General features: G+C 75.0%; 20 protein-coding genes. 7 read left to right on the top strand and 13 right to left on the bottom strand.

The window, feature by feature from the left end:
* The first annotated feature begins 36 nt into the window (after positions 1 to 36).
* Genes AB0A69_RS12580 through AB0A69_RS12560 form a run of 5 tightly spaced genes read left to right on the top strand, consistent with a single transcriptional unit; the run spans position 37 to position 5,546 of the window.
* Positions 37 to 2,769, top strand: coding sequence for a nitrate- and nitrite sensing domain-containing protein (locus AB0A69_RS12580; protein WP_361419211.1), 2,733 nt, complete (start codon positions 37 to 39; stop codon positions 2,767 to 2,769).
* Positions 2,766 to 3,254 (top strand): roadblock/LC7 domain-containing protein, encoded by a 489-nt coding sequence (locus AB0A69_RS12575; protein WP_361419208.1) that lies wholly within the window; start codon positions 2,766 to 2,768, stop codon positions 3,252 to 3,254. The genes AB0A69_RS12580 and AB0A69_RS12575 overlap by 4 nt, the downstream gene beginning before the upstream one ends.
* Positions 3,254 to 3,670, top strand: coding sequence for a DUF742 domain-containing protein (locus AB0A69_RS12570; protein WP_361419205.1), 417 nt, complete (start codon positions 3,254 to 3,256; stop codon positions 3,668 to 3,670). Before AB0A69_RS12575 ends, AB0A69_RS12570 begins: the two co-directional genes overlap by 1 nt.
* A complete protein-coding gene (locus AB0A69_RS12565; RefSeq protein WP_361419202.1) occupies positions 3,651 to 4,280 on the top strand; it encodes an ATP/GTP-binding protein in 630 nt (209 codons plus the stop codon). The genes AB0A69_RS12570 and AB0A69_RS12565 overlap by 20 nt, the downstream gene beginning before the upstream one ends.
* A 30-nt stretch (positions 4,281 to 4,310) precedes the next feature.
* A complete protein-coding gene (locus AB0A69_RS12560) occupies positions 4,311 to 5,546 on the top strand; it encodes a styrene monooxygenase/indole monooxygenase family protein (protein WP_361419199.1) in 1,236 nt (411 codons plus the stop codon).
* On the opposite strand, the gene AB0A69_RS12555 is transcribed toward AB0A69_RS12560, so the two are convergent.
* The 7 genes from AB0A69_RS12555 to AB0A69_RS12525 form a co-directional block, all read right to left on the bottom strand.
* Positions 5,533 to 6,720: an NlpC/P60 family protein gene (locus AB0A69_RS12555; protein ID WP_361419196.1), complete on the bottom strand. Its 1,188-nt coding sequence runs from the start codon at positions 6,718 to 6,720 to the stop codon at positions 5,533 to 5,535. The two genes, AB0A69_RS12560 and AB0A69_RS12555, sit on opposite strands and share 14 nt — an antisense overlap.
* 76 nt (positions 6,721 to 6,796) lie before the next feature.
* The gene (locus tag AB0A69_RS12550) at positions 6,797 to 8,995 is read right to left on the bottom strand and encodes a PQQ-binding-like beta-propeller repeat protein (RefSeq protein WP_361419193.1); all 2,199 of its coding nucleotides are present in this window, start codon (positions 8,993 to 8,995) and stop codon (positions 6,797 to 6,799) included.
* A gap of 2 nt (positions 8,996 to 8,997) precedes the next feature.
* A complete protein-coding gene (locus AB0A69_RS12545) occupies positions 8,998 to 11,244 on the bottom strand; it encodes a serine/threonine-protein kinase (protein ID WP_361419190.1) in 2,247 nt (748 codons plus the stop codon).
* A 73-nt stretch (positions 11,245 to 11,317) separates the two neighbouring features.
* Entirely contained in the window at positions 11,318 to 13,369 is a 2,052-nt protein-coding gene (locus tag AB0A69_RS12540) for a serine/threonine-protein kinase (protein ID WP_361419187.1), read from the bottom strand.
* A gap of 28 nt (positions 13,370 to 13,397) precedes the next feature.
* Entirely contained in the window at positions 13,398 to 13,685 is a 288-nt protein-coding gene (locus AB0A69_RS12535) for a hypothetical protein (protein WP_361419185.1), read from the bottom strand.
* 10 nt (positions 13,686 to 13,695) lie between these two features.
* A complete protein-coding gene (locus AB0A69_RS12530) occupies positions 13,696 to 14,439 on the bottom strand; it encodes a TetR/AcrR family transcriptional regulator (protein ID WP_361419182.1) in 744 nt (247 codons plus the stop codon).
* 38 nt (positions 14,440 to 14,477) lie between these two features.
* Complete coding sequence (locus tag AB0A69_RS12525; protein WP_361419179.1) at positions 14,478 to 15,413, bottom strand: diiron oxygenase; 936 nt, start codon at positions 15,411 to 15,413, stop codon at positions 14,478 to 14,480.
* A gap of 159 nt (positions 15,414 to 15,572) precedes the next feature.
* Between AB0A69_RS12525 and AB0A69_RS12520 the strand changes: the two genes are divergently transcribed.
* Both AB0A69_RS12520 and AB0A69_RS12515 read left to right on the top strand, forming a co-directional pair.
* Positions 15,573 to 16,700: a ferritin-like domain-containing protein gene (locus AB0A69_RS12520; protein WP_361419176.1), complete on the top strand. Its 1,128-nt coding sequence runs from the start codon at positions 15,573 to 15,575 to the stop codon at positions 16,698 to 16,700.
* A 121-nt stretch (positions 16,701 to 16,821) separates the two neighbouring features.
* Positions 16,822 to 17,649, top strand: a complete 828-nt coding sequence (locus AB0A69_RS12515) for a hypothetical protein (protein ID WP_361419173.1) — start codon at positions 16,822 to 16,824, stop codon at positions 17,647 to 17,649.
* 18 nt (positions 17,650 to 17,667) lie between these two features.
* Here AB0A69_RS12515 and AB0A69_RS12510 read toward each other — a convergent pair whose 3' ends face one another.
* The 6 genes from AB0A69_RS12510 to AB0A69_RS12485 all read right to left on the bottom strand — a co-directional run bounded on the left by AB0A69_RS12510 (position 17,668) and on the right by AB0A69_RS12485 (position 25,559).
* Complete coding sequence (locus AB0A69_RS12510; protein ID WP_361419170.1) at positions 17,668 to 18,135, bottom strand: DUF3291 domain-containing protein; 468 nt, start codon at positions 18,133 to 18,135, stop codon at positions 17,668 to 17,670.
* Positions 18,136 to 18,148: 13 nt separating this feature from the next.
* Complete coding sequence (locus AB0A69_RS12505) at positions 18,149 to 19,654, bottom strand: penicillin-binding transpeptidase domain-containing protein (protein WP_361419167.1); 1,506 nt, start codon at positions 19,652 to 19,654, stop codon at positions 18,149 to 18,151.
* Positions 19,651 to 21,051 carry an FtsW/RodA/SpoVE family cell cycle protein gene (locus tag AB0A69_RS12500; RefSeq protein ID WP_361419164.1) on the bottom strand — a complete coding sequence of 467 codons (1,401 nt, stop codon included), beginning with the start codon at positions 21,049 to 21,051 and terminating at the stop codon, positions 19,651 to 19,653. Before AB0A69_RS12500 ends, AB0A69_RS12505 begins: the two co-directional genes overlap by 4 nt.
* A 147-nt stretch (positions 21,052 to 21,198) precedes the next feature.
* On the bottom strand, positions 21,199 to 22,509 hold the full coding sequence (locus AB0A69_RS12495; protein WP_361419161.1) for a HAMP domain-containing sensor histidine kinase: 1,311 nt from the start codon (positions 22,507 to 22,509) through the stop codon (positions 21,199 to 21,201).
* On the bottom strand, positions 22,506 to 23,198 hold the full coding sequence (locus AB0A69_RS12490; protein WP_361419797.1) for a hypothetical protein: 693 nt from the start codon (positions 23,196 to 23,198) through the stop codon (positions 22,506 to 22,508). Before AB0A69_RS12490 ends, AB0A69_RS12495 begins: the two co-directional genes overlap by 4 nt.
* A gap of 150 nt (positions 23,199 to 23,348) precedes the next feature.
* Complete coding sequence (locus tag AB0A69_RS12485) at positions 23,349 to 25,559, bottom strand: PBS lyase (protein WP_361419158.1); 2,211 nt, start codon at positions 25,557 to 25,559, stop codon at positions 23,349 to 23,351.
* Positions 25,560 to 25,624: the final 65 nt, after the last annotated feature.

The following is a 25,624-nucleotide window of genomic DNA, read 5'->3' as shown; positions in this document are numbered from 1 at the left end:
CTTCATGGGTGGACGAGTTCAAGAATGTGAGCACCGGTGCAGAAGCGCAGTGACACTCCCGGCGACCCTCAGCAGGCACCGGGCGGCCGCCGCGTGCGGGTCCGCAGCCGGCTCGTGGCCGGCGTGGCGCTCGTCGGCATCACCGTCATCGGGGCGGGCACCCCTGCCGTCCTCACCGCCTCGGCGGACCTCAACGACTCCCAGCGGCTGGTGACGCTCGCCCAGCTCAACCGGCAGGCCGTCACCCTCGCCCACTCGCTCGCCGACGAGCGCGACGAGGTCACCGCGTACCTCGCGGGCGGGCGGGAGGAGAAGGACCAGGGCAAGGCCGTCGGCGCCGAGCACACCGCCCGCGTCGACCGGCAGATCGACGAGCTCACCGCCGACGGCTCCGACGCGCCCGCCGACCTGCGCCGGCAGCTCGACGCCGTGCCCGCCCTGCGGAGCGCCGCGCTCACCGGCAAGGGCACCGCCATGGAGGCCTACCGCGCCTACACGGAGGTCATCGTCCGCCTCCAGGCGCTCGCCGCCGAGCTCGCCGACAAGACCCCCGCCCGCGCCGCCGACGCCGGGACCCGCGCCGCCGCCCAGCTCGGCCACGCCACCGAACAGGCCTCCGCCACCCGCGGCCTGCTCCTCGCCGCCCTCGCCGTCCCCGGCGAGAAGAACGGCGGCACGACCGTCTACGACCCCGCCACCGGGCGTTTCGTCGAGCGGGAAGACCCCGCCGCCGCCGAGGCCGACCGCACGCGGGACGCGCTCAGCGCCGCCGCCCAGCAGGCCCGCGTCCGCGAGCAGGCGGCCCTCGCCGACTTCGGCCGGGACGCCTCGCCCGCCGCCCGTGACCGGCTCGCCGGCACCGTCACCGGCCCCGAGGTCAAGAGCGCCGAGGACTACCTCGACCGCCTCACCGACCAGCCCAAGCTGTCGGGCGCCGACCGGAAGACCGACGCGGAGAAGGCCGCCGCCGCGCTCACCGCCCGCATCGAGCAGATGCGCGGTGTCGAGTCCGCCCTCGCCACCGGCGAGGTCGCCCGCATGGAACGGCTGCGCGACGACGACGTCACCGCGCTGGAGCTGCGCATCGCGCTCCTCGGCGGCTGCCTGCTGATCGCGATCGGCGTCTCCACCGCCGTGGCCCGCACGCTCACCCGGCCGCTCGCCGTGCTGCGCATCGGCGCCGCCCGCGTCGCCGCCGCGCCCGAGGTCGAGGAGCCGGTCCGCTTCACCGGCCGCAACGACGAGTTCGCCCAGGTCGTACGGTCCCTCAACGCGCTGCACGGCAAGCTCCTCGACCTCGGCTCGCGCGCCGAGGCCTTGGACGCCGAGCGCGCGGACGCGGTCGCCGCCCGCGAGGCGCTCGCCGCCGAACTGGCCGGGCAGCGCGCCGAGCTGCGCGAGCGGACCGCCGAGGTCACCGCGGAGCTGGAGCGGCTGCGGCACAGCGTCCACCACACCTTCGTCAACCTCTCGCTGCGCACCCTCGGGCTCGTCGAGCGGCAGCTCGGCGTCATCGAGAAGCTGGAGGAGCGCGAGCAGGACCCCGAGCGGCTCGCCACCCTCTTCAAGCTCGACCACCTCGCCACGGTCATGCGGCGCCACAGCGAGAACCTGCTGGTCCTCGCCGGGCACGAGCACAACCACGCCCACCAGGGCCCGGTGCCGCTGGTGGACGTGCTGCGCGCCGCCGTCAGCGAGATCGAGCGGTACGAGCGCGTCACGATCCAGTCGCTGCCGCCGCACGCGTACGTCGCCGGATTCGCCGCCGACGACCTGAGCCACCTGCTCGCGGAACTGCTGGAGAACGCCACCTCCTTCTCGCCGCCGGACGCCAAGGTCCAGCTCTCCGGCTGGCTGCTGGAGAGCGGCGAGGTCATGCTCTCCGTCCAGGACGAGGGCATAGGGATGACCGAGGGGCGGCTCGCCGAGCTCAACGCCCGCCTCGCCGACCCCGACCCGGCCGACGGCCACGACCCGGAGGCCGAGGAGGGCGAGGGGCTCGGGTTGCGGGTGGCCGCGCTGCTGGCGGCGCGGCACGGCGTCCGCGTACAGCTGCGTGAGCAGAAGCAGGGCGGTGTCACGGCGGTCGTCGTGCTGCCGAAGGCGCTGCTGCCCACGGCACCGCAGCCCGTCGCGGGGCCCGCGGCCACGGTGAACCTGCCCGGTTCCGTCGCCGAGGCCAACTCCAACGCGCTGCCGGGCGGCCGGGCCGCCGTCCGCGACGTACCGGCTGCGGCTCCGGACACGGCTCCGGAGGCCGATCCGCTGGTGGAGGCGGCGGAGTCGGCCATCCGCGAGGCGGAGGAGACCGAAGAGGCCGAGGAGGTCGAGGAGGCGCGGGAGCCGCAGGAGACGGACGCGGTGGACCAGTACCTCACGGTCGCCGAGGCCACCCTTCAGGTGCGCGCCCCGCGCCCGCCGGACGACGAGGCATCCGACGAGGAGCCCGACGAGGAATCCGACGAGGCATCCGCCGATGCGGACGACGAGCCGTACGACGAGACGGACGGCGAGTCCCCGCCCCAGCGCCTCACCGACAAGGGCCTGCCCAAGCGCACACCCAAGATCGTGACGACGTCCGAGCCGCGTACCGAGCGCAAGGGCGGCGTCGACGCCGAGGCGCTCCGCCGCCGGCTCGGCGGGTTCCACCGGGGCGCCCTGGAAGGGCGCCGCGACGCCGAGGCCGAGATCGCCGAGGCGGCAGTACGTACAGGAGACAACAACCAGACCGAACGGACGGGGGACACAGTCGAGGAGGCACGCAGTTGACTGCGACGACCGGCACACCCGGGCTGAGCAGCGAAGCCCGTAATCTGCACTGGCTGCTGGGGAACCTCGTCGAGGAGGTGCCAGGAGTCCGTTCCGTAGCCGTGGTCTCGTCCGACGGGCTGCTCCTGCTCTCGTCCGACCCCGAGGGCACCACCCCCGCCGCCCCCTCCCCGCGCCGTTCCGACGGCCCGCGGGGCTCCAGCGCGGACCTCGCCACCATCGTCTCCGGCCTCGGCAGCCTCACCATCGGCGCCGCGAAGCTCATGGACGGCGGCGGGGTGAAGCAGACCATGATCGCCATGGAGGAGGGGAGCGTGTTCGTGATGTCGATCAGCGACGGCTCGCTGCTCGGCGTGCACGCCACGCCCGACTGCGACATGAGCGTCATCGCGTACCACATGGCGCTCTTCGTCGGCCGCGCCGGACACGTCCTCACCCCCGAACTCCGCAGTGAACTGCGCAAGTCGATGGAGGCCGCCCAGTGATGTCCGCCGCTGCCGCGTCCGCCGCCGGCAAACTCCCGATACGCGGCGAGGGCCGGCGCCCCGCCCGTGTCCGCCCGTACTCGCTGACCGGCGGCCGCACCCGCTTCGGTCACGTGCTGCTCGTCGAGACGTTCGTCGCCGCGCTCGAAGCCTCGGAGGAGCGAAAGCAGCTCGCCAACGGCGGCCCGGGGCTCCGGGTGATGCCGGAGATGCGGGCCATCGTCGAGCTCTGCCGCCGGATGCGTACGGTCGCGGAGATCTCCGCGCTGCTGAAGATGCCGTTGGGGGTCGTCCGGGTGCTGCTCAGCGACCTGGCCGACCAGGGAAAGATACGTGTGTACGGGACCAAGCACGGCACCGGCCGGCCCGACCGCGCACTGCTCGAAAGGGTGCTGGGTGGACTCCGCCGTCTCTGACGTCGTCCGCGACGACACGCTCCGCGACGAGGGGCTCCAGGCCTGGGAGCTCGACCGGACCCGCGCTCCCATCGCCACCAAGGTCGTCGTGGCGGGCGGTTTCGGCGTTGGCAAGACGACCTTCGTCGGGTCGGTCTCCGAGATCACCCCGCTCCAGACCGAAGCGCTGATGACCCAGGCCAGCGCGGAGACGGACGACCTCGCCGCCACGCCCGGCAAGACCACGACGACCGTCGCCATGGACTTCGGCCGCGTCACGCTCGACGACGACCTCGTCCTGTACGTCTTCGGTACGCCGGGCCAGCAGCGGTTCTGGTTCATGTGGGACGACCTGGTGCGCGGCGCGATCGGCGCGGTGGTGATGGCCGACACGCGGCGGCTGACGGACTGCTTCCCGGCGCTCGACTACTTCGAGAGCTGCGGGCTGCCGTACGTCGTGGCCGTGAACCACTTCGAGGGGACGGAGCTGTTCGAGGCCGAGGACGTACGGGAGGCGCTGACCGTGCCGCCCGACGTGCCGGTCGTGATCATGGACGCCCGGAAGCGGAACACGGTCGTCGAGTCGCTGCTGGCGCTCGTCGCCCGCGCGCTCGAAACCACCCCCGAGTAACCCCGAGCAACGAGTAAGGAACCCCTCCCGATGCGGAAGATACTCATCGTCGGAGCCGGTCAGTCCGGTCTCCAGCTGGCCCTCGGACTCCAGTCGCAGGGGTACGAGGTCACCCTGATGTCCAACCGCACGGCGGACGAGATCCGGGCCGGCCGGGTCATGTCGACGCAGTGCATGTTCCACACGGCGCTCCAGCACGAGCGGGACCTCGGGATCAACTTCTGGGAGACGCAGGCCCCGAAGATCGAGGGCCTCGGCGTCTCCGTCGCGGGGCCGGAGTCCCAGAGGGTGATCGACTGGGTCGGGAAGCTCGACGGGTACGCGCAGTCCGTCGACCAGCGGGTGAAGATGGCCGGCTGGATGGAGACCTTCGTCCAGCGCGGCGGCCAGCTGGTCGTCCACGGCGCGGCCGTCTCCGACCTGGACTACTTCGCGCGCACGTACGACCTGGTGCTGGTCTCGGCCGGCAAGGGCGAGCTCGTGTCGATGTTCGAGCGCGACGCCGCCCGCTCCCCGTACGCCGAGCCGCAGCGCGCGCTGGCGGTCGCGTACGTGCACGGGCTCGGCCCGCGCCCGGAGCACCCGGAGTTCGAGGCCGTGCGGTGCAACCTGGTGCCGGGCGTCGGCGAGATGTTCATCATGCCGACCCTCACCACGACCGGCCGGGCCGACATCCTCTTCTGGGAGGGCATCCCGGGCGGACCGCTCGACGTCTTCCAGGGCGTCAAGGACCCCGGCGAGCACCTCGCGCTCACGCTGGAGCTGATGGAGAAGTTCCTGCCCTGGGAGTACGCGCGGGCGACGAACGTCGAGCTGACCGACGCCGGCGGCACGCTGTCCGGCCGCTACGCCCCGACCGTCCGCAAGCCGATCGGCCGGCTGCCCGGCGGCGGCCTGGTGCTCGGCGTCGCGGACGTCGTCGTCGCCAACGACCCGATCACCGGCCAGGGCTCCAACTCGGCGTCCAAGTGCGCGGCGTCGTACCTCGACTCGATCGTGTCGCACGGCGACCGGCCGTTCGACGAGGCCTGGATGCAGCAGACGTTCGACCGCTACTGGGAGACGGCGCAGCACGTCACCAAGTGGACCAACGCCATGCTGGGCGTCCCGCCGGAGCACGTGCTGAACCTGATCGGCGCGGCCGGGCAGCTCCCGCCGGTGGCGGACCGCTTCGCCAACGGCTTCAACGCCCCGGCCGACTTCGAGAACTTCTTCTACGAGCCGGAGAAGACCGCGGCGTACCTCGCCTCGGTCAGCGGGTCGTAGCGTCGTAGCCCTCGTCCGAGCCCGTCGACGCGTCCGTCGGCAGGCTCGGCGGGGTGTACGCGCGCAGGGGGCGGGCGTCCGGGTCCGGGCGGACCGCGCCCAGCAGGGGGTTCGCGGCGAGCGGGGACACCTTGACGCGGGCGCCGGGGCGCGGGGCCTGGATCACCTTGCCGTCGCCGAGGTAGATCGCCACGTGCGTGGCCTTCGGGAAGTAGATCACCAGGTCGCCGGGGCGCAGCGCGCGCAGTGGGACCTTCGGGAGGGTGCGCCACTGCTCCTGGCTGGTGCGCGGGATCGGGCGGCCCGCCGTGGCCCAGGCGCGTGAGGTGAGGCCCGAGCAGTCGAAGGAGTCCGGGCCCTCGGCGCCCCACTCGTACGGCTTGCCGATCTGTCCGGCCGCGAACTCCAGCGCCTCGTCGCCCTCCTCCGACGGGGTCAGGGCGGCGTCCGGCGCGCCCGCCGCGAGCAGCTCCTCCTGGGCGTCGGCGGTCTGGGCGTCCTCCAGGGCCGTCACCTCCGCCAGTTGCTCGTCGGTAAGGGAGGCGAGCAGCTCCTCGACCTCCCGCAGCCGCGCCACGGCCTCGTCGCGGGCCTCGCGCTGCCGCTCGGCGAGGGCCCGTTCGCGGTCCAGCGCGCGGCGCGACTCCGCCGCCAGCGCGTCGGCCCGCCGCTCGCCGCGCTCCAGGCGCGCGACCGTCGCGGCCTGCTCGCGCGCCGCGCGCCGCATCACGTGGGCCTGGTCGAGCGCGTGGTCCGGGTCGCGGGCGAGCAGCAGCCGCAGGGAGGCGGAGAAGTCCGTACGCCCCTGGTACTGCGCCCGCGCCAGCCGTCCCGCGTCCGCCCGGCCGCGCGCCAGCTCCTCGCGGGCCTTGTCCAGATCACCGGTCAGCCGCCGGGTCTCGGCGGTGTGCGCCGCGAGCGCCTCCTCGCCGGCGTTGTACGCCTCGGTCGCCTCCTCCGCCCGCTGGTACAGGGTGCGCAGGCGGGCGAGCAGTTCGGCCACCCCCGGTTCGGCGGCCGTCGGCTCGTCGGCCGTCGGCGCGTCGGCCGTTGACCCGGCGGCCGTCGGCTCGTCGGGTACGGGCTCGGCCGCGACCGGTGGGGCGCCGGCGGCCATCAGCACCGCCGCCGCCACCGCCGCCGTACAGACGCTCCGCAGCAATCGTCCTGACACGTCGTCACCTCCGCCGCCCATCCTGCGGCGGCAATGGTGCGAATAACTGATTACTGGGCGTTCCGGGGCATCGTGTTCACCCGACAGGCAGCGCCGAGACCGTCGCGCCGTGCGCCACGTACAACGTCCCGTCCCCGAGCAGCAGTCCGCCGATCGCGCTGCCGTCCGGCGTCGTGGGGCGGAAACTCCACGGGGGCCGGTGGGTGCGCGTGTCCACCGCGAGCAGTGGCTGACGGGGGTCGGCGGTGCCGACGTACACCATGCCGCGATGGACCACCGGAGCCGTGTCCACGTCCGACGGCAGGGCGTACTGGTGGCTCCACAGGGGCCTGGCGGTGGCGGCGTCGAGGGCGATGAGGCTGTACATCCACTCGCCCGGGACGCCCGGCCGCGCGCCGTCGATCGCGACGACGTACAGGACGCCGTCCGCCACCCTCGGCGCGCCGTAGAAGTGCTGAGCCGGCTGGGGGTCGACCGCGCGGTCCGCGCCCCAGCGCCACGCGATCCTCCCGGTCGCCGCCTCCAGGGCGACGATGTCGGGGCCGGCCACGTGGACCCGGCCCGCCGCCGCCGTGGCGGGACCCAGCGTGTCGAGCACGGCCATGCCCGCGTCGGCAGATGTGAAGACCGTTCTGCGCCAGCGCGGCGAGCCGTCGCTCCGATCGAGGCCGACCACCCCGTGGTCCCCGTCGGAACAGACCAGCACATCCTGTGCGACCGCGGCCGGAAACGGGCGCGGAGCGTCCCTGCCGGTGAAGCTGCGCAGCCACAACCGCCGTCCGGTGCGTACCTCGTACGCGGCGACGTCTCGGCTGGGCCTCACGTCGATCACGGGTCCGCTCGTGGTGAGGTACGCCACCTCGGGGTCGCCCGTCGCCGCGATCCAGGGCGTGAGGAGCGGCGGCTCGCGCAGCTCCCCGCTCGCCGGTGACAGCTTGCCGGTTCTGGGCGCGAGGATCAGTACGGCCGCCTCCAGCGACGTCACGTGCCGGGCCAGCAGCCGGTCGCCGAGGACGGTCACCGTGCGCGCCGGGCCCTGCCACAGCTCCTTGCCGGTCCGTGTGTCGACGCCGTACAGCGCCTCCTCGCCGGAGAGCACGAGCACCCCGTCGGCCAGCGCGACCGGTTTGACGTCGTCGTCGGCGCGGTACGTCCACCGCGGCTCGGGGCCGAGGCCGGGCGCCCGCGACGGCTTCGGCGATGAGCGGCCGCCCGCGCCCGCGCCCGGCCGCGTGAAGCGGTACGCGGCCCACGCCGCGCCGCCCGCCGCCGCGACGGCGATGCCCCCGCCCACCAGCAGCCGGCGACGCGAAAGCCCGCGCGGCGGCTCCTCGCCGGGCACCGGCGGTACGGCCCCCGGCTCGGGCGCCGGCAGCCGTACCGGTGCCGCGGCCTGCCACACCGCGGCCGAGCGCCGTGCGATGTCCGCCAGCACCGGCCCCGGCAGCAGCTCCGCGAACGGCTCCGCAGGGGCGGCGAGCAGCCCCGCCAGCTCCCCCGGGCCCGGCCGCTCGCCGGGCTCCTTCGCCAGGCACCGCTCCAGCGGCGCCCGCAGCGCGTCCGGCAGCCCACGCAGGTCGGGGTCGCTGTACCGGATGCGGTAGAGCACGTCCGCCGCCTCCTCGCCCGGGAAGGGGCCGTGCCCCGTCGCCGCGTACACCAGCACCCCGGCGAGCGCGAACACATCGCCGGGCGGCCCGTGTTCGCGCCCCGCCGCCTGCTCCGGCGACATGTACGACGGTGTGCCGAAGACCTGCCCGGTCCTGGTCAGCCGCCGCGCGCCGAGCGCCCGCGCGATGCCGAAGTCGATGACGCGCGGCCCGGCCACCGTCACCAGCACGTTCGACGGCTTCAGGTCCCGGTGGACGAGCCCCGCGCGGTGGATGTCGTCGAGCGCGCGGCCCAGCGCGGCGCCCAGCGCCCGGACCGCCGCCTCCGGCAGCGGGCCGTGCACCGCGACCGCGTCGGCCAGCGCCGGGCCGAGGACGTAGTCGGTGGCCAGCCACGGCAGCGCGCCCTGCGTGTCGGCGTCCACGACGGCCGCGCCGTGCCGGGCGCCGATGACGCGGGCGGCCGCCGCCTCCAGCCGGAAGCGGGCGCGGAACTCCGGCTCCCGGGCGAACCGCGCGTGCACGGTCTTCAGCGCCACGATCCGGCCGCCCGCCGACCGCGCCAGGAACACCGTGCCCATGCCGCCCCCGCCCAGCCTGGCCAGCAGCGTGAACGGTCCCACGCGCTCCGGGTCGTCGTGGCGGAGGGGAGAGTGGAGCGACACGGTCACTCCAGGGAAAGCGCGTAGACGTCCAGGCCCTGCCAGAGCACCACCCGGTCGCGCAGGGCGACCCCGGACCAGGCCGACGTGAACTTCTCGCTCACGCCCACGAACTTCCACAGCACCTCGCCGTCTTCGGCGGCGAGCGCCGTGACGGACTGGCTGTCCCCGGTCAGCAGGGTGCGCCCGGCCGGGTCGGCGAAGAGCGTCACGCCGGCCAGCAGGCCCCCCGCGTCCGCCTCGCGCATGTCCTTCGACTGCCAGCGCTGTTTGCCGGTCCGCGCGTCCAGGGCGTGGACGTACGAGGTGCCGGAGGTGTAGACCGTGTCGTCGCGCGGCAGCACGACGCCGACGCTGTTCGCGCCCTCGCCCACCCACAGCTCCTTGCCGGTCGTGGCGTCGTACGCCCGCAGCCTGTCCACGTTCGCGTACACCCGCCCGTCGGGCACGGCCCACGCCTCGTGGAAGGCCATCACACGGCCCAGCGGCCGGCGCCACACCGGCTTTCCGGTGTCACGGCGGAACGCCGCGAACTCCGACGCGCCCTCGCCCGCCACCCCGTCCGGCTGCTCGCGGCGCACGAGGACCTGGCCCGGCTGCACCGCGCCCGTCACGCCCTTGGCGCCGTCGGCGCCCGGATAGCCCGGGGGCAGCGCCGCGCGCCACACCTCGCGGCGCGCGACGGCGTCGTAACAGATGAGGAAGGGGCCGTTGTACTTGCGGGCGCGGGCCTTGCTCACGGTGGCGGTCAGCCAGACGCGGGTGCCGTCCGTGCCCAGGAACTCGCCGACCTCCAGGACGCGGGCGGGCGTGGTGGCGGCGTACGCCGGGTCCGTGAAGCGGACGGTGCCGTCGGCCATGACCAGCTGGGCCAGTCCCCGCTGGGTGGGGAAGACGGCGAGTCCGCCGTCGATGAGGACGGGGCGCGCGCCGAGCGTGAAGAGCGGCTGCTGCCACGCCGGCCGCCCGGTCCGCAGGTCGAGGCCGATGACGGCTCCCGCCACCGGCAGGAGCAGGATCCTGTCCTGCCAGACGACCGGCTCGGCGAAGAGGCCGTCGTGGTCGGACTTGTCGATGCGGTAGTGCCACAGGGCGGGGGGCGGAGTCCCGGTGACCCGCTTCCGGCGCCGCTTCGGCGGCGCGGCGGCGGGCTTCTCGTCACCCTTCAGGGTCCAGGCGCCCGCCGCCCCGGCCGTGAGCCCCGCCACCCCGGCGAGCGCGCCCGCCAGCAGCTGCCTGCGCGTCGCCGGGCGGAGCGCCTGGCGGCCGGCAGCCGCCGTCTTGGGCGGGTGCGCCGGGCGAGGAGGCGCGGGAGGCGGCACCGCGGGCAGCAGCCCCGTACCCGCGCCCTCGTCCGGCCCGTCCAGCGCCATCACCTCGGCCGCCTCCGCCGCGACCCGCGTCACCAGCGCGGCCGGCAGCCAGCCGTCGTCCTCCCGCAGCAGCGCGGCCGCGCCGCCGGGCGCCAACCCGGCCGCGACCACCTCGGCCGTGGGCCGCAGTGCCGGGTCCTTCTCCAGGCAGCGCGCCAGCAGCGGGCGCAGACGGGGCGGTACGGCCCCGAGGTCGGGCGGCGCGTCGGCGACACCGCGCGCCGGGTCGCCGCCGTCCGGGAAGGGACCGCGCCCGGTCGCCGCGTACACCAGCAGCATGCCGAGCACGAAGATGTCGGACGCCGGGCCGGGCGCGGCGCCGCGGACCTGTTCGGGTGTCAGGAAGTCGAGTGTCAGGGCCGGCCGGCCGCCCTCCGCGACCGTGGCGGCGGAGGCGGCGGCGAGCGGTCCGAAGCCGCTCAGCCTCGGGCCGTCCGCCGTGAGCAGCACCGTGTGCGGGGCGAGCCCCCGGTGGGCGCCGCCCAAGCCGGTGTGCAGCACGGCGAGCGTCTCGGCGAGCGCCGCGCCCAGGCAGCGCACGGTCAGCTCGGGAAGCGGGCCGTGCGCGCCGACGGCGGTGCCCAGCGGCACTCCGGGGACGTACGCGGTGGCCAGCCAGGGCTCGTCCGGGTCGGGCCCGACGTCCAGGACGGGCACGGTCCAGCCGCCGGTGAGCCGCCCGGCCAGCTCGGCCTCGGCGCGGAATCGCTTGCGGAAGGCTGTGGAGCCCATGAGCCGGGCGTGCGGCACCTGGAGCGTCGCGGTGCGCCCGGCGGCGTCGCGGGCGAGGTACTGCCGGGTGGTGGCGGACTCGCCGGCCCTGGCCAGCAGGGTGTACGGCCCGATCTCACGCGGATCCTCGTCCCGCAGCGGCTCCACGTGCCCCTCCAGCCCCAACGCCCCTGCACATCCGGGTGGTTGACCGGACGTCCCCACGATCAGCGAGCGTACGTCAGAACGGCGGCAGTGCGTAGAGCCGGGCTCCGCACTGCCACAGCACCGCGCCCCCGGCGGCCGTCCCCGCCCATGCCGTGCCGGAGCCGGCGGCCTGGAAGCGGTACTGCTCCCGCCCGCCGCCCAACGGCAGCGCGACCACGCCGTCCGCCACGTCCGCGAGCGGCAGGTACACGCCGCCGGCGACCGTGAACGGCGCGGTGGCCGCCGCGTAGACGCCACCGTCGGAGGTGTGCTCCCAGACGTCGGCGCCGCTCGCCGCGTCCAGGCACCGCATGACGTCGCCGTCCGTCACGTACACCCGTGTCCCGACGACCAGTGGCGCGCCGAACCCGCCGGGCGACGCCGGTGCGACCCGCCACCGCTCGGCGCCGTCGCGCAGCGCGACCGCCCGCAGCGCGGGGCCGCCCAGGACGGCCGTGTCCGTGCCGTACGCGGGTGGCAGGGCCCGCGCACCGGCGGTGAGGGTCCAACGGGTGGCACCGGTACGGGAGTCGAGGGCGTGTACGCGACCGTCGGCGTCCGCCAGCAGCAGCGCCTCACGAGGCACGGCGCGCGCCGCGGCACCGTCGTCGGCCGTGGGCGACGGGGTCTGCCAGAGCCGGGAGCCGTCCCCGGTGCGCACGGCGACGATCCGGTGCGAGGCGTCGAGCGCGTACACGGTGTCCGGGCCGGCCGCGAGGAGCCGCGTGAGCCCGCCCGGGCCGCGCCAGACCTCCTCGCCGGTGCGGGGGCCGAGCGCGAGCAGCGTCCCGTCCGCGCCGAGGAGCAGCGGGCGGGGAGCGGCGACCGGGGGCCGGGCGGCGGCCCGGGTCCAGCGCCGCTCGCCGGTGCGCGGGTCGAGCGCGACGACGGCGCCCGGCGCGGCGGCCAGCACCACGTCCCCGGCGGCCGTGGGCCCGAACGGCGGCTCGGGGTCCAGCGTGTCCAGCGACCACAGCGGGCCGGGCACCTTGCCGGGCGCGCCCTTCCAGAGCGGCACCCCGGGCGGCGGTTCCGGGTCGCCGGAGTCGCCGGTGCCGCCGGGGCCGCCGGGGCCACGGGTGAACCACCACCAGGCCCCGCCGCCCGCGCCCGAGCCGGCCAGCAGGGCGGCGCCGCCCGCCGCGAGGAGACGCCGCCGCCCGGGCCCCGCGCCGGGTGCCTCGGTGACGCGTACGCCGCTGAGCTCGGCCGCCCGGTGACGCAGCGCCGCGATGTCGTCCAGCACCGGCTGCGGCAGCCAGCCGCCGCCCCGGGGCGGCTCGGGCCACTCCGCGGCCAGCTCGGCCGCCGTCGGCCGCTCGCCCGGCTCCTTGCGCAGGCAGCGCCGTACCGGCTCGCGCAGCGCGGCGGGCACGCCGTCCAGCGCCTGCGGCTCCTCGTGGGCGATGGCGTACGCCGCGAGGTGCTGCCCGGCGCCGAAGGCGTGGTGACCGGTGCTCGCGTAGGTGAGCAACGCGCCCAGGACGAAGAGGTCGGAGTGCGGCCCGAGTTCCCGGCCCAGCACCTGCTCGGGGGACATGTAGCCCTCCGAGCCGGGCAGCTGCCCGGTGCGCGTCAGCGACGTGGCGTCGAGACGCCGCGCGATGCCGAAGTCCACGACCCGGAGGCCGTCGGCCGTCAGCAGGACGTTCGACGGCTTCAGGTCCCGGTGCACCACCCCCGCCCGGTGCAGGGCCACCAGCGCCCGCGCCAGCATCCCGCCGAGCGCCCGTACGCCCGGCTCCGGCAGCGGGCCGCGCCCCTCGACGCACGCCTCCAGCGTCGGCCCGGCCACGAACTCGGTCGCGAACCACGGCACCGGCCCGTCCAGGCCCAGCTCCAGCACCGCCGCCACATAGCGGCTGCGCGCCGCCCGCGCGGTCTTGGCCTCCCGCCGGAAGCGGGCCGTGAAGTGGGCGTCGCCCGCCAGCTCCGCGCGCAGCGTCTTGACCGCCGCCAGCCGGCGCCCGTGCCGCCCCAGGTGGACGGTGCCCATCCCGCCCTCACCGAGCCGGCCGCACAGCTCCCAGCGACCCAGCCGCCGGGGGTCGCCGGGCAGCGGCGGCCGCAGCGGATTCCCCGTCACGCGTGTCCCCCCGTCACGGCGCCCGATCCTACGGCCGGTCGTCGCTCTGCCGGGGCGGCTTGGACCACGGCCACTTCAGCTCGCGCCGCTCCCGGCCCCCGGGCGCGTACTCGTACTTCCACCCCCGCTGCAGCCCGAGCCGCCTGGTGTACCCGGCCGGTACGCGGCGGTAGGCGTGGACCGTCGCCGGGCCGCCGTCCTCGGCGGGGACGGGGACCACGTACCACTTGGGCGGATGGCCGGTGAGGCCGGTCAGCACCGGCAGGACCCGGCCGTCCAGCGGACCGCCGTAGAAGGGGGTGTTCTCGCTTCGCACGCCCCCAGTGTCACAGCAGGTGCGCGGCCCCGCCCACCACGGGGAGCACGCGCCGCGCCAGCGTGCCCACCGGTCCGTCCGCCGTCTCGCGCGCCAGCAGCGCGGCCACCGCGCGCGCGGCCCCCTCGTCCGTCGCCGCCGTCACCGTCAGCAGCGCGACCAGCTGGTCGACCAGCCAGGCGCGCAGCTCGGCGGCGGGCGGCTGCTTGCCCTCGTCCAGCCAGATGAGCGACGCCGCCTCGACCGCCGCTATCCAAGTGCGCACCATCATCCGCAGCCTCGGCCCCGGTTCCGGCACGCCGAGGTGGAGGAGGATCTGCTCGGCGGCGGCGCGCCGCACCTCGTCCACGATCGCCGTCGTCCGGGACGTCTCCGCGACGCTGCCGCCCTGCAGCAGGGCGCTGAACCCGGTGTCGTGCCCGTCGACGAAGGCGAGGTACCGGTCGAGGACGCGCGCGAGCCGCTCGGTCGGCGGGCCCACGGCCGGTTCCGCGAAGCACAGCTCCAGCTCGTCGGCGGCCGACCGCAGGGCCGCCTCGTACAACTCCTGCTTGCCGCCGGGGAAGTAGCGGTACACGAGCGGCCGCGAGACCCCGGCGGCCTCGGCGACGTCGTCCAGCGACACGTCCTCGGGCGCCCGGTGCGCGAAGAGCGAGAGGGCGACGCCGAGGAGCTGGCTGCGGCGCTCCCCGACGCTGAGGCGTCGGTACGCGGGCGTGGCGGCACTGGACGCGGGCGTGGCGGCACTCGTCATGCCCGCAGCGTAGCCCCGTACGCCCGTTGCACCCCGGCTCAGGCGAGGAGTCCCGAGCTCTTCCAGAGCCTGCGGCCGGGGCCGCGCAGCACGCCGATGTCGTCGAGGAAGTCCGTCAGCCGCTTGGCGCCGGACTGCATGACCTCCCGGCGGTGGCCGCTGGCCCGGACCTGGGCGACGGCCTCGCGGCGGTCCAGGCCGACGTTCTCGTACACCTTCGGGTTGACGAAGCAGACGGAGAAGACGCGGGCCGCCTCGCCGCAGCTGAGCCGGGTGAACTCCTGCTCCCAGCGCGGCGCCGTCACCATCTGGCGGCGCAGCTCCTCGCGGGCGTACCGCACATGGCGGGCCTCCTCGACGACGTGGATGCGGGTGACGCCGCGCACCAGCGTCTGGACGCGCTCGTCGGGGAAGGTCAGGCGCTGCATCCAGTCGAGGATCTCCTCGCCGAGCAGCGTCGCCGCGAACGAACCGGGGGTGGTGGAGACGGTCTTCAGGACGCGCGCGAGGTTGTGGTAGAGCCGGGGCACGGGGTACGCCGGCGCCCCGCCCTTCTGGATCATGCGGGCGAACATCATCGAGTGGCGGCACTCGTCCGCTATCTCGGTGAGCGCGTACCGGACGTGGTTGCTGGTGACGGACTTGTCGTAGATGTGCCGCACCAGCAGCTGCATCAGGATGATCTCGAACCAGATGCCGAGGGAGGCGAGCGAGGCGGCCTCGTGGCGGGCCAGGTCCATGCGCTGTTCCTCGGACATCTTCCGCCACAGCGGGGTGTCGTAGAGGGAGACGAGCTCCGGCGGCCAGAACCACTTGCCCTCTTCGAGGGGGGCGTCCCAGTCGAGCTCCTTGTCGGGGTCGAAGGAGTGCTTGGCGGAGGATTCGAGCAGGCGCTCGGCGACCTGCTCACGGTCCCGGAGCGGGCCGAGCGCGTCGCGAAGGAGTCGTATGTCGCGTTCGGTCACGGTGGTCATGGTGGACGGCACCTCGCGCAGTTGGGGTTACTGGGGGTCATCCCTTATAAGACTGCGTGTCAGCAAGGCCGTCAATCCCCTGTGCGAGAACTTGTTGACCCGGCGTCTACCACCGTGTGAGCCTGCCAACCACCGCTTGTGCACAGGAAGGAGCCGTCCGTGTCGACGCACGACCTCTACACCGGGACCCCGGGGGAGCGCATATGGGAGGTGCCGGCCTCCGGTGCCGCGCGCTTCAGCTGGGAATACGACGAGGGTCGTGACCGTCTCCTCGCCCTCTACCAGAAGGGCAAGGACAAGCAGTGGGACGGCGCCCTGCGCATCGACTGGGACCTGGAGGTCGACCCGTACGACCCCCTCGGCACACCGGACGAGGCGCTCGCCCTCTACCACACGCCCCACTGGGCCAAGATGACCGAAAGGGACCGGTCGGAGCTGCGCAGGCACTACGCCTCCTGGCAGTTCAGCCAGTTCCTCCACGGTGAGCAGGGCGCGATGATCTGCGCCGCCCGGATCGTGGAGTCCGTCCCCGACATGGACGCGAAGTTCTTCTCCGCCACGCAGACGATGGACGAGGCGCGGCACGCCGAGATCTACGGCCGCTTCCTGCACGAGAAGATCGGGATGCTCTATCCCGTCAACGACAACCTGCAGGGCCTGCTGAACGACACCCTGCGCGACTCCCGCTGGGACATGCCCTACCTCGGCATGCAGGTGCTCATCGAGGGTCTGGCGCTCGCCGCCTTCGGCATGATCCGCGACACGACGAACAAGCCGCTGCCCAAGCAGATCCTCGCGTACGTGATGCAGGACGAGGCCCGGCACGTGGCCTTCGGGCGCATGGCGCTGCGCGACTACTACAAGCAGCTGTCGGACGCCGAACTGCGCGAGCGCGAGGAGTTCGTCATCGAGGGCTGCTACCTGATGCGCGACCGGCTGCGCGGGGTGGAGGTGCTGGAGAACTTCGGCGTCTCGAAGAAGGAGGCGGCGCAGGTCGCGGAGGAGTCCGGGACGCTGCGCCTCTTCCGCAAGCTGCTCTTCAGCCGGATCGTGCCCTGCGTCAAGGACATCGGCCTGTGGGGCGAGCGGCTCCAGAGGGCGTACCTCGACATGGGCGTCTTCGACCTCGGCGACTCGAACCTGGACCTGCTGATGACGCAGGACGAGGAGATCGCCGAACGGCTCGACCGCGAGCGCTTCGCGGCGGAGGAGGCGGAGCGCGTGGCCGAGGTGGCCGAAGCGATCGCCCAGGGCGAGGCCGAGGACGAGAGCGCGGGCGCGGCCTGAGCCGTGGGCGCGGGCACGGCCTGAGCCGTGGCCGTGGGCGCGGCCAGGGAGGGCGCGGCCCGAGCCGTGGGCGCGGGCGAGGGCGCGGTCTGCTGTCGTACCCGTGTCGTAGCCTGCGGGCATGAGCATGCCGCCTCCGCCGCACCAGCCGCCGCCCGGTCCGGGCCCGTACGGGCCGCCCCAGCCGTATCCGCCGCAGGCGCACCCGCAGGCGCACCCGCAGCCGTATCCGCCGCAGCCCGGCGCGTACGGCCCCGGGCCCTACGGCCAGGCGCCGGGCCCGTACGGGGCGCCGCCGCCCGCGCCCCGGAAGAAGCGGACCGGGCTCGTCATCGGGATCGCCGCCGGGTCCGTCGCCGTGCTCGGCCTGCTGGCCTGGGTCGGCACGCAGGCCGTCAAGGCCGTCTCCGAGGCCGGTGGCTCCTTCCCGGCCGCCGAGTACAAGCTGACGGCCCCCGTCACCGTGCTGGACGGCACGTACAAGCTGACCAGCGACACCTCCGAGAAGGACGGCAAGGACGTCGAGGCGGAGGACGCGAAGGACCCCAGCGTGCGGGTCACCAAGTCCGTCGTCGCCACCTACACCGGCGAGCCGGGCAGCGCGCTGGTGGTCTCCGGGTTCTACGGGCAGCTCAGGTCGCCGGACCTGACGCGGCGCCAGATCCTGGAGGGCGGCGCGACCGGGCAGGGCACCACCCTCGCCGTGCGGCCGAAGGACTTCAAGCCGTCCGGCGCGGACGTGACCATCAGCTGCCAGGTGACGCGCTCCACGGACATGGGTACGACGAGCACCCTGCCGATGTGCGCCTGGGGCGACGGCAACACCGCCTCCTTCGTCGCCCTGGTCACGCCGGAGATCGCGGAGCAGCAGCCGGAGGACGTCGACCTGGCCGCGCTCGCCGAGACGACCGCGAAGGTGCGCGCGGAGCTCCGCAAGCCGCTGGGCTGAGCCGGACGACTCGGGCCGTCAGCCCAGGTCCGCTCCCGGCGGGAAGGTGGTGCGCAGGGTGAAGGCGTGCGGTGTCGGGCCGTGCTCGCGGAGGTGGACGAGGCGCTTCTCGGCCTCCTCCACCGTGGGGCGGTGGCCCGCCTCCACCCACCACAGCGCGGTCATCGCCTCCTTGATCCGCTCGAACCACTCGTTGCGGCGGCTGAGCAGCTCCCGGTGTCGCCCCGCGTACATGAAGGCGGTCAGGGCGTCGACGTCCCGCCACACCGACAGGTTGACGATCAGCCACTCGTCCCCGAAGACCGGCACGTCCGTGGCGTTGCCGCCCTCGCTCTGCAGCCGCCACACGAAGCCGTCCGCCGCGTCGGCCACCGCGTTCACCGGGTCGAGCGCGTCGACGAAGTCCTTCAACTCGGGGGAGTCGAGCGGAGACTTGAGGCGGGAGATGTTCACCTGGGCGAGTTCGTACGCGGGTTCAGTCGACATGGGCGCACGATAATCACGGCGGGGACGGCCGCCCGGAGTCGTTCCGCGGAGCGAGACGATCACCCGCGCCCAGCGCCGCTCCCATCACCGCGCGGGCGATCGGCGCCGCGCTGCCGCTGCCGCTGATGTCCTCGCGGTTGGCGCTGGCGTCCTCCACGACCACCGCCACCGCCACCGCCGGACGGCCCGCGTTCGGCGCCTCCGCCCACCCGATGAACCAGGCGTACGGCGTGCCCGTGTTGCCCACGCCGTGCTGAGCGGTGCCGGTCTTGCCGCCGACCCGGGCACCCTCGATGGCCGCCTTGCCGCCCGAGCCGTGCTCCACCACGTCCAGCATCAGCTGCCGCAGCCGCATCGCCGTCACCGGCTGCATCGCCTGCCGGTAGGAGCGGCGCACGGTCTGGGCGACGGTCCGGCCGCCCGAGGTGGTGGTGCGCTCCACGAGGTACGGGTGGGCGAGGTCGCCGCCGTTGGCGACGGCCGCCGCGACCATCGCCATCTGGAGCGGGGTGGCCGTGGTGTCGTACTGGCCGATGGCCGAGAGCGCGAGCTGGTCCGCCGTCATGTCGCTGTCGAAGTTGGAGCGGGCCACCCGCGAGGGGATGCGCAGCGCGTCGTCGTTGAAGCCGAAGCGCGCCACCGCGTCCAGCATCCCGGCCAGCCCCACCTTCACCCCGAGGTGCGCCATGACGGTGTTGCACGACCAGCGGATGGCGTACGCGAGCGAGGCGTCGGCGCAGCCCTTCGCCTCGTTCGGGAGCGGCGTGCGGGTGTGGGGCAGCAGGTACGGGTCCGGGGCGCCCGTCGGCGCGTCGACGTCCGTGACGATCCCGGCGTCCAGCGCGGCCGCCGCCGTCACGATCTTGAAGGTGGAACCCGGCGGGTACGTCTGCCGGAGCGCCCGGTTGAGCATCGGCCGCCCCGGCGCCGCGTTCAGCCGCGTCCACGCGGCGGTCACCGCCTCCCCCGTGCCGGAGAGCAGCCCGGGGTCGTACGAAGGGCTCGTCACCAGCGCCAGGACCCGGCCGCTCGACGGTTCGAGGGCCACGACCGCGCCGCGCCGGCCGTCCAGCCCCTCGTACGCGGCCCGCTGGAGCACCGGGTCGACGGTGGTGACGACCTGGCCGCCGGGGCGGCGGGTGCGGCTGAGGTCGTTCCAGAAGGGGAAGGGCGCCAGCAGCGGGCTCGTACCGGACAGGACGGCGTCCTCGGCGTTCTCCAGGAGCGTGGTGCCGTACGTCTGCGAGGCGTAGCCGGTGACGGGCGCGTAGAGCGGGCCGTCGCGGTAGGTGCGCTCGTAGCGCAGCGTCTGGCCGGTGTCGCGCGAGCCGGTGACGGCCTGGCCGCCGACGACGATGTCGCCGCGCGGCTGGGCGTACCGGGCCATCGTGGGGCGGCGGTTGGCGGGGTTCTTGTCGAGCGAGGGCGCCTGGACGATCTGGACGCGCGCGGCGTTGAGGAGGAGCGCGACGAGCAGGACGAAGCTCAGCGCGGCGGCGCGGCGGATGTAGCGGATCACCGGGCGTCCTTCGGGGCGGTCGGGGCGGTGCGGGTGGCGGACGTCAGGGCCCTGTCCCCAGGGCCCCGCGCGGGTACGGGGGCGGGCTCCGGGGCCGGCTCGGCGGGGGCGCGCGCCGAGTCGCTGACCCGGATCAGCAGCGCCACGATGATCCAGTTGGTGACGACCGACGAGCCGCCCTGGGCGAGGAACGGCATCGCCATCCCGGTGAGCGGGATGAGCCCCATCACGCCGCCCGCGATGACGAAGACCTGGAGCGCCACGATGGAGGCGAGCCCGGTCGCGAGGAGCCGGCCGAAGGGGTCGTGCAGTTCGAGGCCGGTGCGGTAGCCGCGTGCGACGAGGAGCGCGTACAGCATGAACAGCGCGGTGAGGCCCGCGAGGCCCAGCTCCTCCCCGACGGTGGCGAGGATGAAGTCGGACTTGGCGGCGAAGCCGATGAGGGTCGACTCGCCGAGGCCCAGGCCCGTGCCGAGCACCCCGCCGGCGGCGAACGCGAACAGCGACTGGGCGAGCTGCCCCGGGCCCTGCCCCGCCTCGATGGAGGCGAAGGGGTCCAGCCAGTCCTCGACGCGCCCGTTGACGTGCGGCTCCAGGCTGCCGACGACGAAGGCGCCGATCCCGGCGAGCAGGACCCCGACCGCGATCCAGCCGGTGCGGCCGGTCGCCACGTACAGCATGATCACGAAGAGGCCGAAGAAGAGCAGCGAGGTGCCGAGGTCCCGCTCCAGGACCAGCACCCCGACGCTCACCACCCAGATGGCCACGACCGGGCCGAGGACGCGCCCGGCGGGCAGCCGGAGGCCCCGGACCCGGCCCAGTACCTCGTGGTTGACGGCGAGGTAGGAGGCGAAGAAGACGGCGAGCAGGATCTTGGCGAACTCGCCCGGCTGGAAGGACAGGCCGCCGATCCGGATCCAGATCTTGGCGCCGTTGACGGCCGGGAAGAAGATCGGCACGGAGAGCAGCACCAGCGCGGCGGCGACCGAGACGTACGCGTACCGCTGGAGCAGCCGGTGGTCGCGCAGGAAGACGACGGCGACGATGAACAGCCCGACGCCGAGGGTCGACCAGACGAGCTGGGTGGGCGCGGCGTGGTCGCCCGGGGTCTCCTGGTCGAGGCGGTAGATCAGGACCAGCCCGAGGCCGTTGAGCAGGACCGCGATGGGGAGGAACAGCGGGTCGGCGTACGGCGCGCGGAGGCGGACCGCGAGGTGCGCGAGGAGCGCGAGGAGGCTGAGCCCGGCGCCGTAGGTGGCGGTGTCCGGGGGCACGGCGCCGTGGCGGGCGAGGCCGACGGCGGCGTAGCCGTACACGGCGATGAGCGCGGCCGCGACGAGCAGCGACAGCTCCACGCCGCGGCGCTTGCTCGGGGGCGGGGCACTCTGTGCGGTCATGCTCCGCAACGTAGCAAGAGGTGGGGGGAATTTGGCGTTATGTCACATTTTGTGCCCTCGGGCGGTGTCGCCTCCCGCCGTGTCGCTTCCTGCCGTGTCGCTTCCCGCCGTGTCGCTTCCCGCCGTGATGCTTCCCGCCGTGTCGCCTCAGGCGGTGTCGTCCGTGAGGTCGACGTACTCCGGGAGGGTCAGGCGGGCCTCGGCGCCGCCGTCGGGGGCGTTGGCGAACGTCAGCTCCGCGCCGATGACGGCCGCCTGGCCCGCCGCGATCGTCAGGCCGAGGCCGTGGCCCTTGGTGCCGCTCTCCGTGCGGAAGCGCTGCGGGCCGTGCTCCAGGAGGTAGGGCGGATAACCGGGCCCGTGGTCCCGGACGGTCACCACCGGCCCGTCCACGGTGAGGGTGACGGGCGGCCGACCGTGCTTGTGGGCGTTGGCGACGAGGTTGCCCAGCACGCGCTCCAGGCGCCGCTTGTCGGTCTCCACGCGCGCGTCGCGGACCACGTGTACGCGCGTCTCGCCGCCCGGCGCGCGGGCCGCGCGCTCGGCGAGGGGGCCCAGGTCGTGGACGTCGAGGTCGACCTGCTCGGTGCGGGCGTCCAGCCGCGAGATCTCCAGCAGGTCCTCGGTCAGCGCGCGCATCGCCCGCACCCTGTCCCGCACGAGCTCCGCCGGGCGGCCCGGCGGCAGCAGCTCGGCCGCCGCCGACAGGCCCGTCAGCGGCGTACGCAGCTCGTGCGCCACGTCCGCCGTGAAGCGCTGCTCGCTCAGCAGCTTGTCCTGGAGGCTCGACGCCATCGTGTCCAGCGCCACCGAGACGGTCGCGACCTCGTCCTGGGGGCGCGACGGGTCCTTCGTACGGGGATCGTGGACGCGCGCGTCCAGGTCTCCCGCGCTGATCCGCCGCGCCACCTGCGCCGTGAGGTGCAGGCGCCGCGTGACCCGGGTGACCGCGAACGCGCCCACCAGCAGGGTCGCGCCGATCGCCAGCACCGAGGAGCCGACGATCGCCTGGTCCAGGCCGCTGATGGTGCGCGCGCTCAGCGAGTAGTCCACGCGCACGGCGAGCGCCCGGCCGTCGGCGGGCCCGGCCGCCCACATGGTGGGCCGGTTCTCGAAGTCCGCCACCACCGTGCCGCGGCGGCCGCTGGTGGCGAGGTCGCGCAGGGACGGCGGCAGGCCGGGCGGGTCCACGCCCGCGAACCGGGGGAGCGGCTCGCCCGCCTCGTAGGCGGCGGTGACCTCCTCCAGCCGGTCCAGGGCCTTCTCGCGGGCCGACTCGACGGTCTGGCGGCTCACGGAGACGTGGACGAGGGCGCCGAGGAGCGCCGCCAGGGCGCAGCACATGACGGCGATGAAGACGGCGGCCTTCCAGGTCAGCGTCGCGGTCCAGGCGGGGAGCCGGGGCCGGCGGGGCCGGCGCGGGGCCCCTCCGGTCCGGCGGGTGCGCTCCGCGGTCACGGGGTCTCCCCGGAGGGCACGGGCGCGGGTGTCGGCGGCTCCGACAGGCGCGGGGCCGCCGTGTCCGGGCGCGGCGCGGACGGCTTGACGCGGATGATCTCGTCGCGCGTCGGCAGCATCGTCCGCTGCTGCCCGTCCCACGTCCACGCCGTGCGGTACTCGTAGCCGGGGATGCCCGCCGAGACCACGCGCGTCACCAGGTCCTTGCCCGCGAGCTCCACGCTCACGATCTGCTCCACCGTCGACATGATCCGCGTGAGCCCGCCCCGCTCGGGCAGGTAGACGCGCAGCCCCAGCTGCTGGTCCGGCATCCGGATGCCGACGATCAGCTCCTCCCTGCCGTCACCGGTCAGGTCCCGGTAGTACGGCGTGAGGACCGGGCACGCCCTGGGCGCGCTGCCGCACCGCTCGATGGCCCGCGCCGTCTCCTCGTACATGCCGTCCGGGCCGCTGTACTGGTCCGGGTGGGCGGCCACCTCCGCCCGGACCACCGCCACCGGGTCCGCCTTGCGCACATCGCCGTCCGGGACGCGGATGCCGGGGACGCGCTCGGCGTCGCTCTCGCCGTAGTCGATCGGCGGTGCCGTCACCGGCGGCAGGTCGGGCCAGAGGCGGACCGGCCCGACCGCCGTCGGCGTGGGGCCCGCGCTCTCCAGGGCGCCGGGGTCGTCGCAGCCCGCCAGCAGCAGCGCGCCGAGCGAAGCGGCGGCGGGCAGCAGGAGCGCCGCGTACGCGGCGCGGCGGTGCGGGCGGCTCACGGTGGTCCTGGTGCTCCTGCTCTCGGCCGGGCGGCCTCTCGGCCGGGGGCGGTCTCGTCGACCTCGTTCGTCCCGTAAACCTTATTCGGAGGGAAGTCCTTTTTGTCGACCGGCGGCGGCCGGCCGGTGCCCCAGCCCCCGGCGGCACAGCGCCAGCAGCTTCTCGTCATGGTGGATGTCGTGGTCGCCGGAGCTGCCCTCCGAGACGTTGTGCCTGCGCTGCCGGGCCAGCTCGCTGCGCAGCAGCGGCGCGGCCGGCTGGGCCGCGACGGGCCCCAGCTCGGCGAGGCACTCGGCGATCTCCACCCGCGTGTAACGGTTCTCCCGCCAGGCCGCCACCAGCACCGGCAGCGCCTCCTGTACGTCCCCGGTCACCCGGCACAGCGCCACCGCCGCGTCCACCCGCAGCCACAGGTCCGGTGCCGTCAGGCAGGCGCGCAGCTCCGGCGCCGCCGCCCGGGCCGCCCCGCCGATCGCGCCCACCGCCCACGCCGCCTCCCGCCGCTCGTGCGCGTCCGGCGCCCGCAGCAGGGCTCTGAGTCTCGGCAGTACGGGCCCGGCGTCGCCGTCCACCGCCCACAGGGCCCGGGCCGCCATGCTCACCAGCCCCGCCGAGCCGCCGCCCAGCAGCGCCCGCAGGTCCCCCGCCACCTCACGGGCCGCCGGCCCGAACGCCGCCACCGCGCGCAGCGCCGACTCCACCACCCACTCGCGGCGGAAGGCGGGCGCCCCGCGCAGCACCCGCACCACCTCCGGCAGCGCCTCCACCGCCCGCAGGTGCGCCAGCGCCAGCAGCAGCGGCCCCGCCTGCTCGCTCAGCCGGTCGTCCAGCGGCAGCCCGGCCAGCCGCCGCCGCAGCGCGGGCGCGAGCGGCGCGGCCGCCTCCCCCAGGTGCGGCACCGCGTACATCAGGTGCACGTTGAGCTCGGGCTCGTCCAGGGCGCAGGCCAGTGCGGGCACCGCCCGGGCGTCGCCCGCGCGGGTGAGCGCGAGGAGCGCGCTGCCCAGCCACGCCGGGCCGCCCACCCGCTCCGGCTCCCAGGGCGCCGGATCCGCCGCCACCCGCGCCGCCAGCGCGTCGGCGGCCGGGCGCGCCAGCTCGAACAGGCCCTCCAGCCAGGCCGCGGCCGCGGTCCGCAGCCGCGGCTCGGGGTGGGTCAGCTGCGCCCCGACGAGCCGCACCACCTCGTCGTACGCCCCCCGCCACGTCTGGACCAGGCCCCCGCACATCCACACGGCGTCGGCCCGCTGCCCCCAGTCGGGGCTGCGCAGCTGGTACGTGACGAGCCCGATGCGGTCGTCGACCCGGTCGTCCAGAGCGCAGTGCAGCGTCCGCAGCAGGTCGTCCGCCCACGCCGTGCCGCATCCCGCCCCCGCCCCCGTCCCCGTCCCCGCCCCCGACCCGTGCGCGTCGTACTCCTCCCACGCGTACCCGGCCGGCAACGGGGACCACAGGGCGCGGCCGAACGGCTCGGTCTCCCGGGCCGGCTCCACCTCCAGGGCGGGCCACACCTCCAGCGCGGGCCTCACCTCCAGGGCGGGCTCCGTACGCGGTGTCCGCCGCAGCGCCGCCAGCAGCCCCGTCACCCGCCCCACCACGTCCGACGGCAGCCGCGCGGGCGCGCACCGCGCCAGCTGCGCCAGCGACGCCAGCCGCAGCGCCGGGTCCTGCGCGGCGTCCGTCAGCCAGGCGAGCCACTCGGCGGTCTCGTCGCGCAGCGACTCGTAGCGCAGGGCGATCCGGCCCACCGCCTCGACCAGCGCGAGCCGCACCTCCGTGTCGGTCTCGACGGTCAGCCGCTCCCGTAGCAGCACCAGCACCCGGGCCGGGTCGCCGTGCAGCGAGGCCAGCGCGCCGGGTGCGGCGAGCCGCACCTCGCGGTCCTTGTCGCCCAGCAGCCCGAGGAACACGTCCGCCCCGGCGGCGATGGCCGCCGACGCCATCGCGTAGTTGGCCGCGTCCTCGAACCCCTCGTCCTCCGGGTCCAGCGCGGCCACCTCGTCGTCGCCGCCCAGGTCGATGCCGCCGATGCTGGTCAGCAACTCGATGATGCAGCCGCGGTCCTGCACCTCCGGGGAGGCCACCAGCTCCAGCAGGAACGGGATGCAGGCCAGCGTCGAGTCGTACACGTCCCCCTGGTGGTGCACCGTTCCGTACATCCCGTCCAGCGCGGCCTCGCGCTCGGCCGGGTCGCCGGAGGCCAGCCCGCGCAGCAGCGCGGGCACGTCGTCGGCGGGTCCGTAGGCATGACCCAGCGAGGCCCAGTCGACCTCGTCGATCCCCGTGAACATGCCCATCCCTCCCCGTGAACACTGCACTTGGGGGCAATAGTGCACCACACGGGCGGCAACCATGA

This window comes from Streptomyces sp. NPDC045431 (assembly GCF_040646655.1).
GTDB lineage: Bacteria > Actinomycetota > Actinomycetes > Streptomycetales > Streptomycetaceae > Streptomyces.
This window is presented reverse-complemented; position numbering and strand designations above follow the sequence as displayed.

Excerpts from the sequence above, each read along its gene's own strand:
- AB0A69_RS12570 (WP_361419205.1), top strand. The coding sequence starts at position 3,254 with ATGTCCGCCGCTGCCGCGTCCGCCGCCGGCAAACTCCCGATACGCGGC.
- AB0A69_RS12560 (WP_361419199.1), top strand. The coding sequence starts at position 4,311 with ATGCGGAAGATACTCATCGTCGGAGCCGGTCAGTCCGGTCTCCAGCTG.
- AB0A69_RS12530 (WP_361419182.1), bottom strand. The coding sequence starts at position 14,439 with ATGACGAGTGCCGCCACGCCCGCGTCCAGTGCCGCCACGCCCGCGTAC.
- AB0A69_RS12525 (WP_361419179.1), bottom strand. The coding sequence starts at position 15,413 with ATGACCACCGTGACCGAACGCGACATACGACTCCTTCGCGACGCGCTC.
- AB0A69_RS12515 (WP_361419173.1), top strand. The coding sequence starts at position 16,822 with ATGAGCATGCCGCCTCCGCCGCACCAGCCGCCGCCCGGTCCGGGCCCG.
- AB0A69_RS12510 (WP_361419170.1), bottom strand. The coding sequence starts at position 18,135 with ATGTCGACTGAACCCGCGTACGAACTCGCCCAGGTGAACATCTCCCGC.
- AB0A69_RS12500 (WP_361419164.1), bottom strand. The coding sequence starts at position 21,051 with ATGACCGCACAGAGTGCCCCGCCCCCGAGCAAGCGCCGCGGCGTGGAG.
- AB0A69_RS12485 (WP_361419158.1), bottom strand. The coding sequence starts at position 25,559 with ATGTTCACGGGGATCGACGAGGTCGACTGGGCCTCGCTGGGTCATGCC.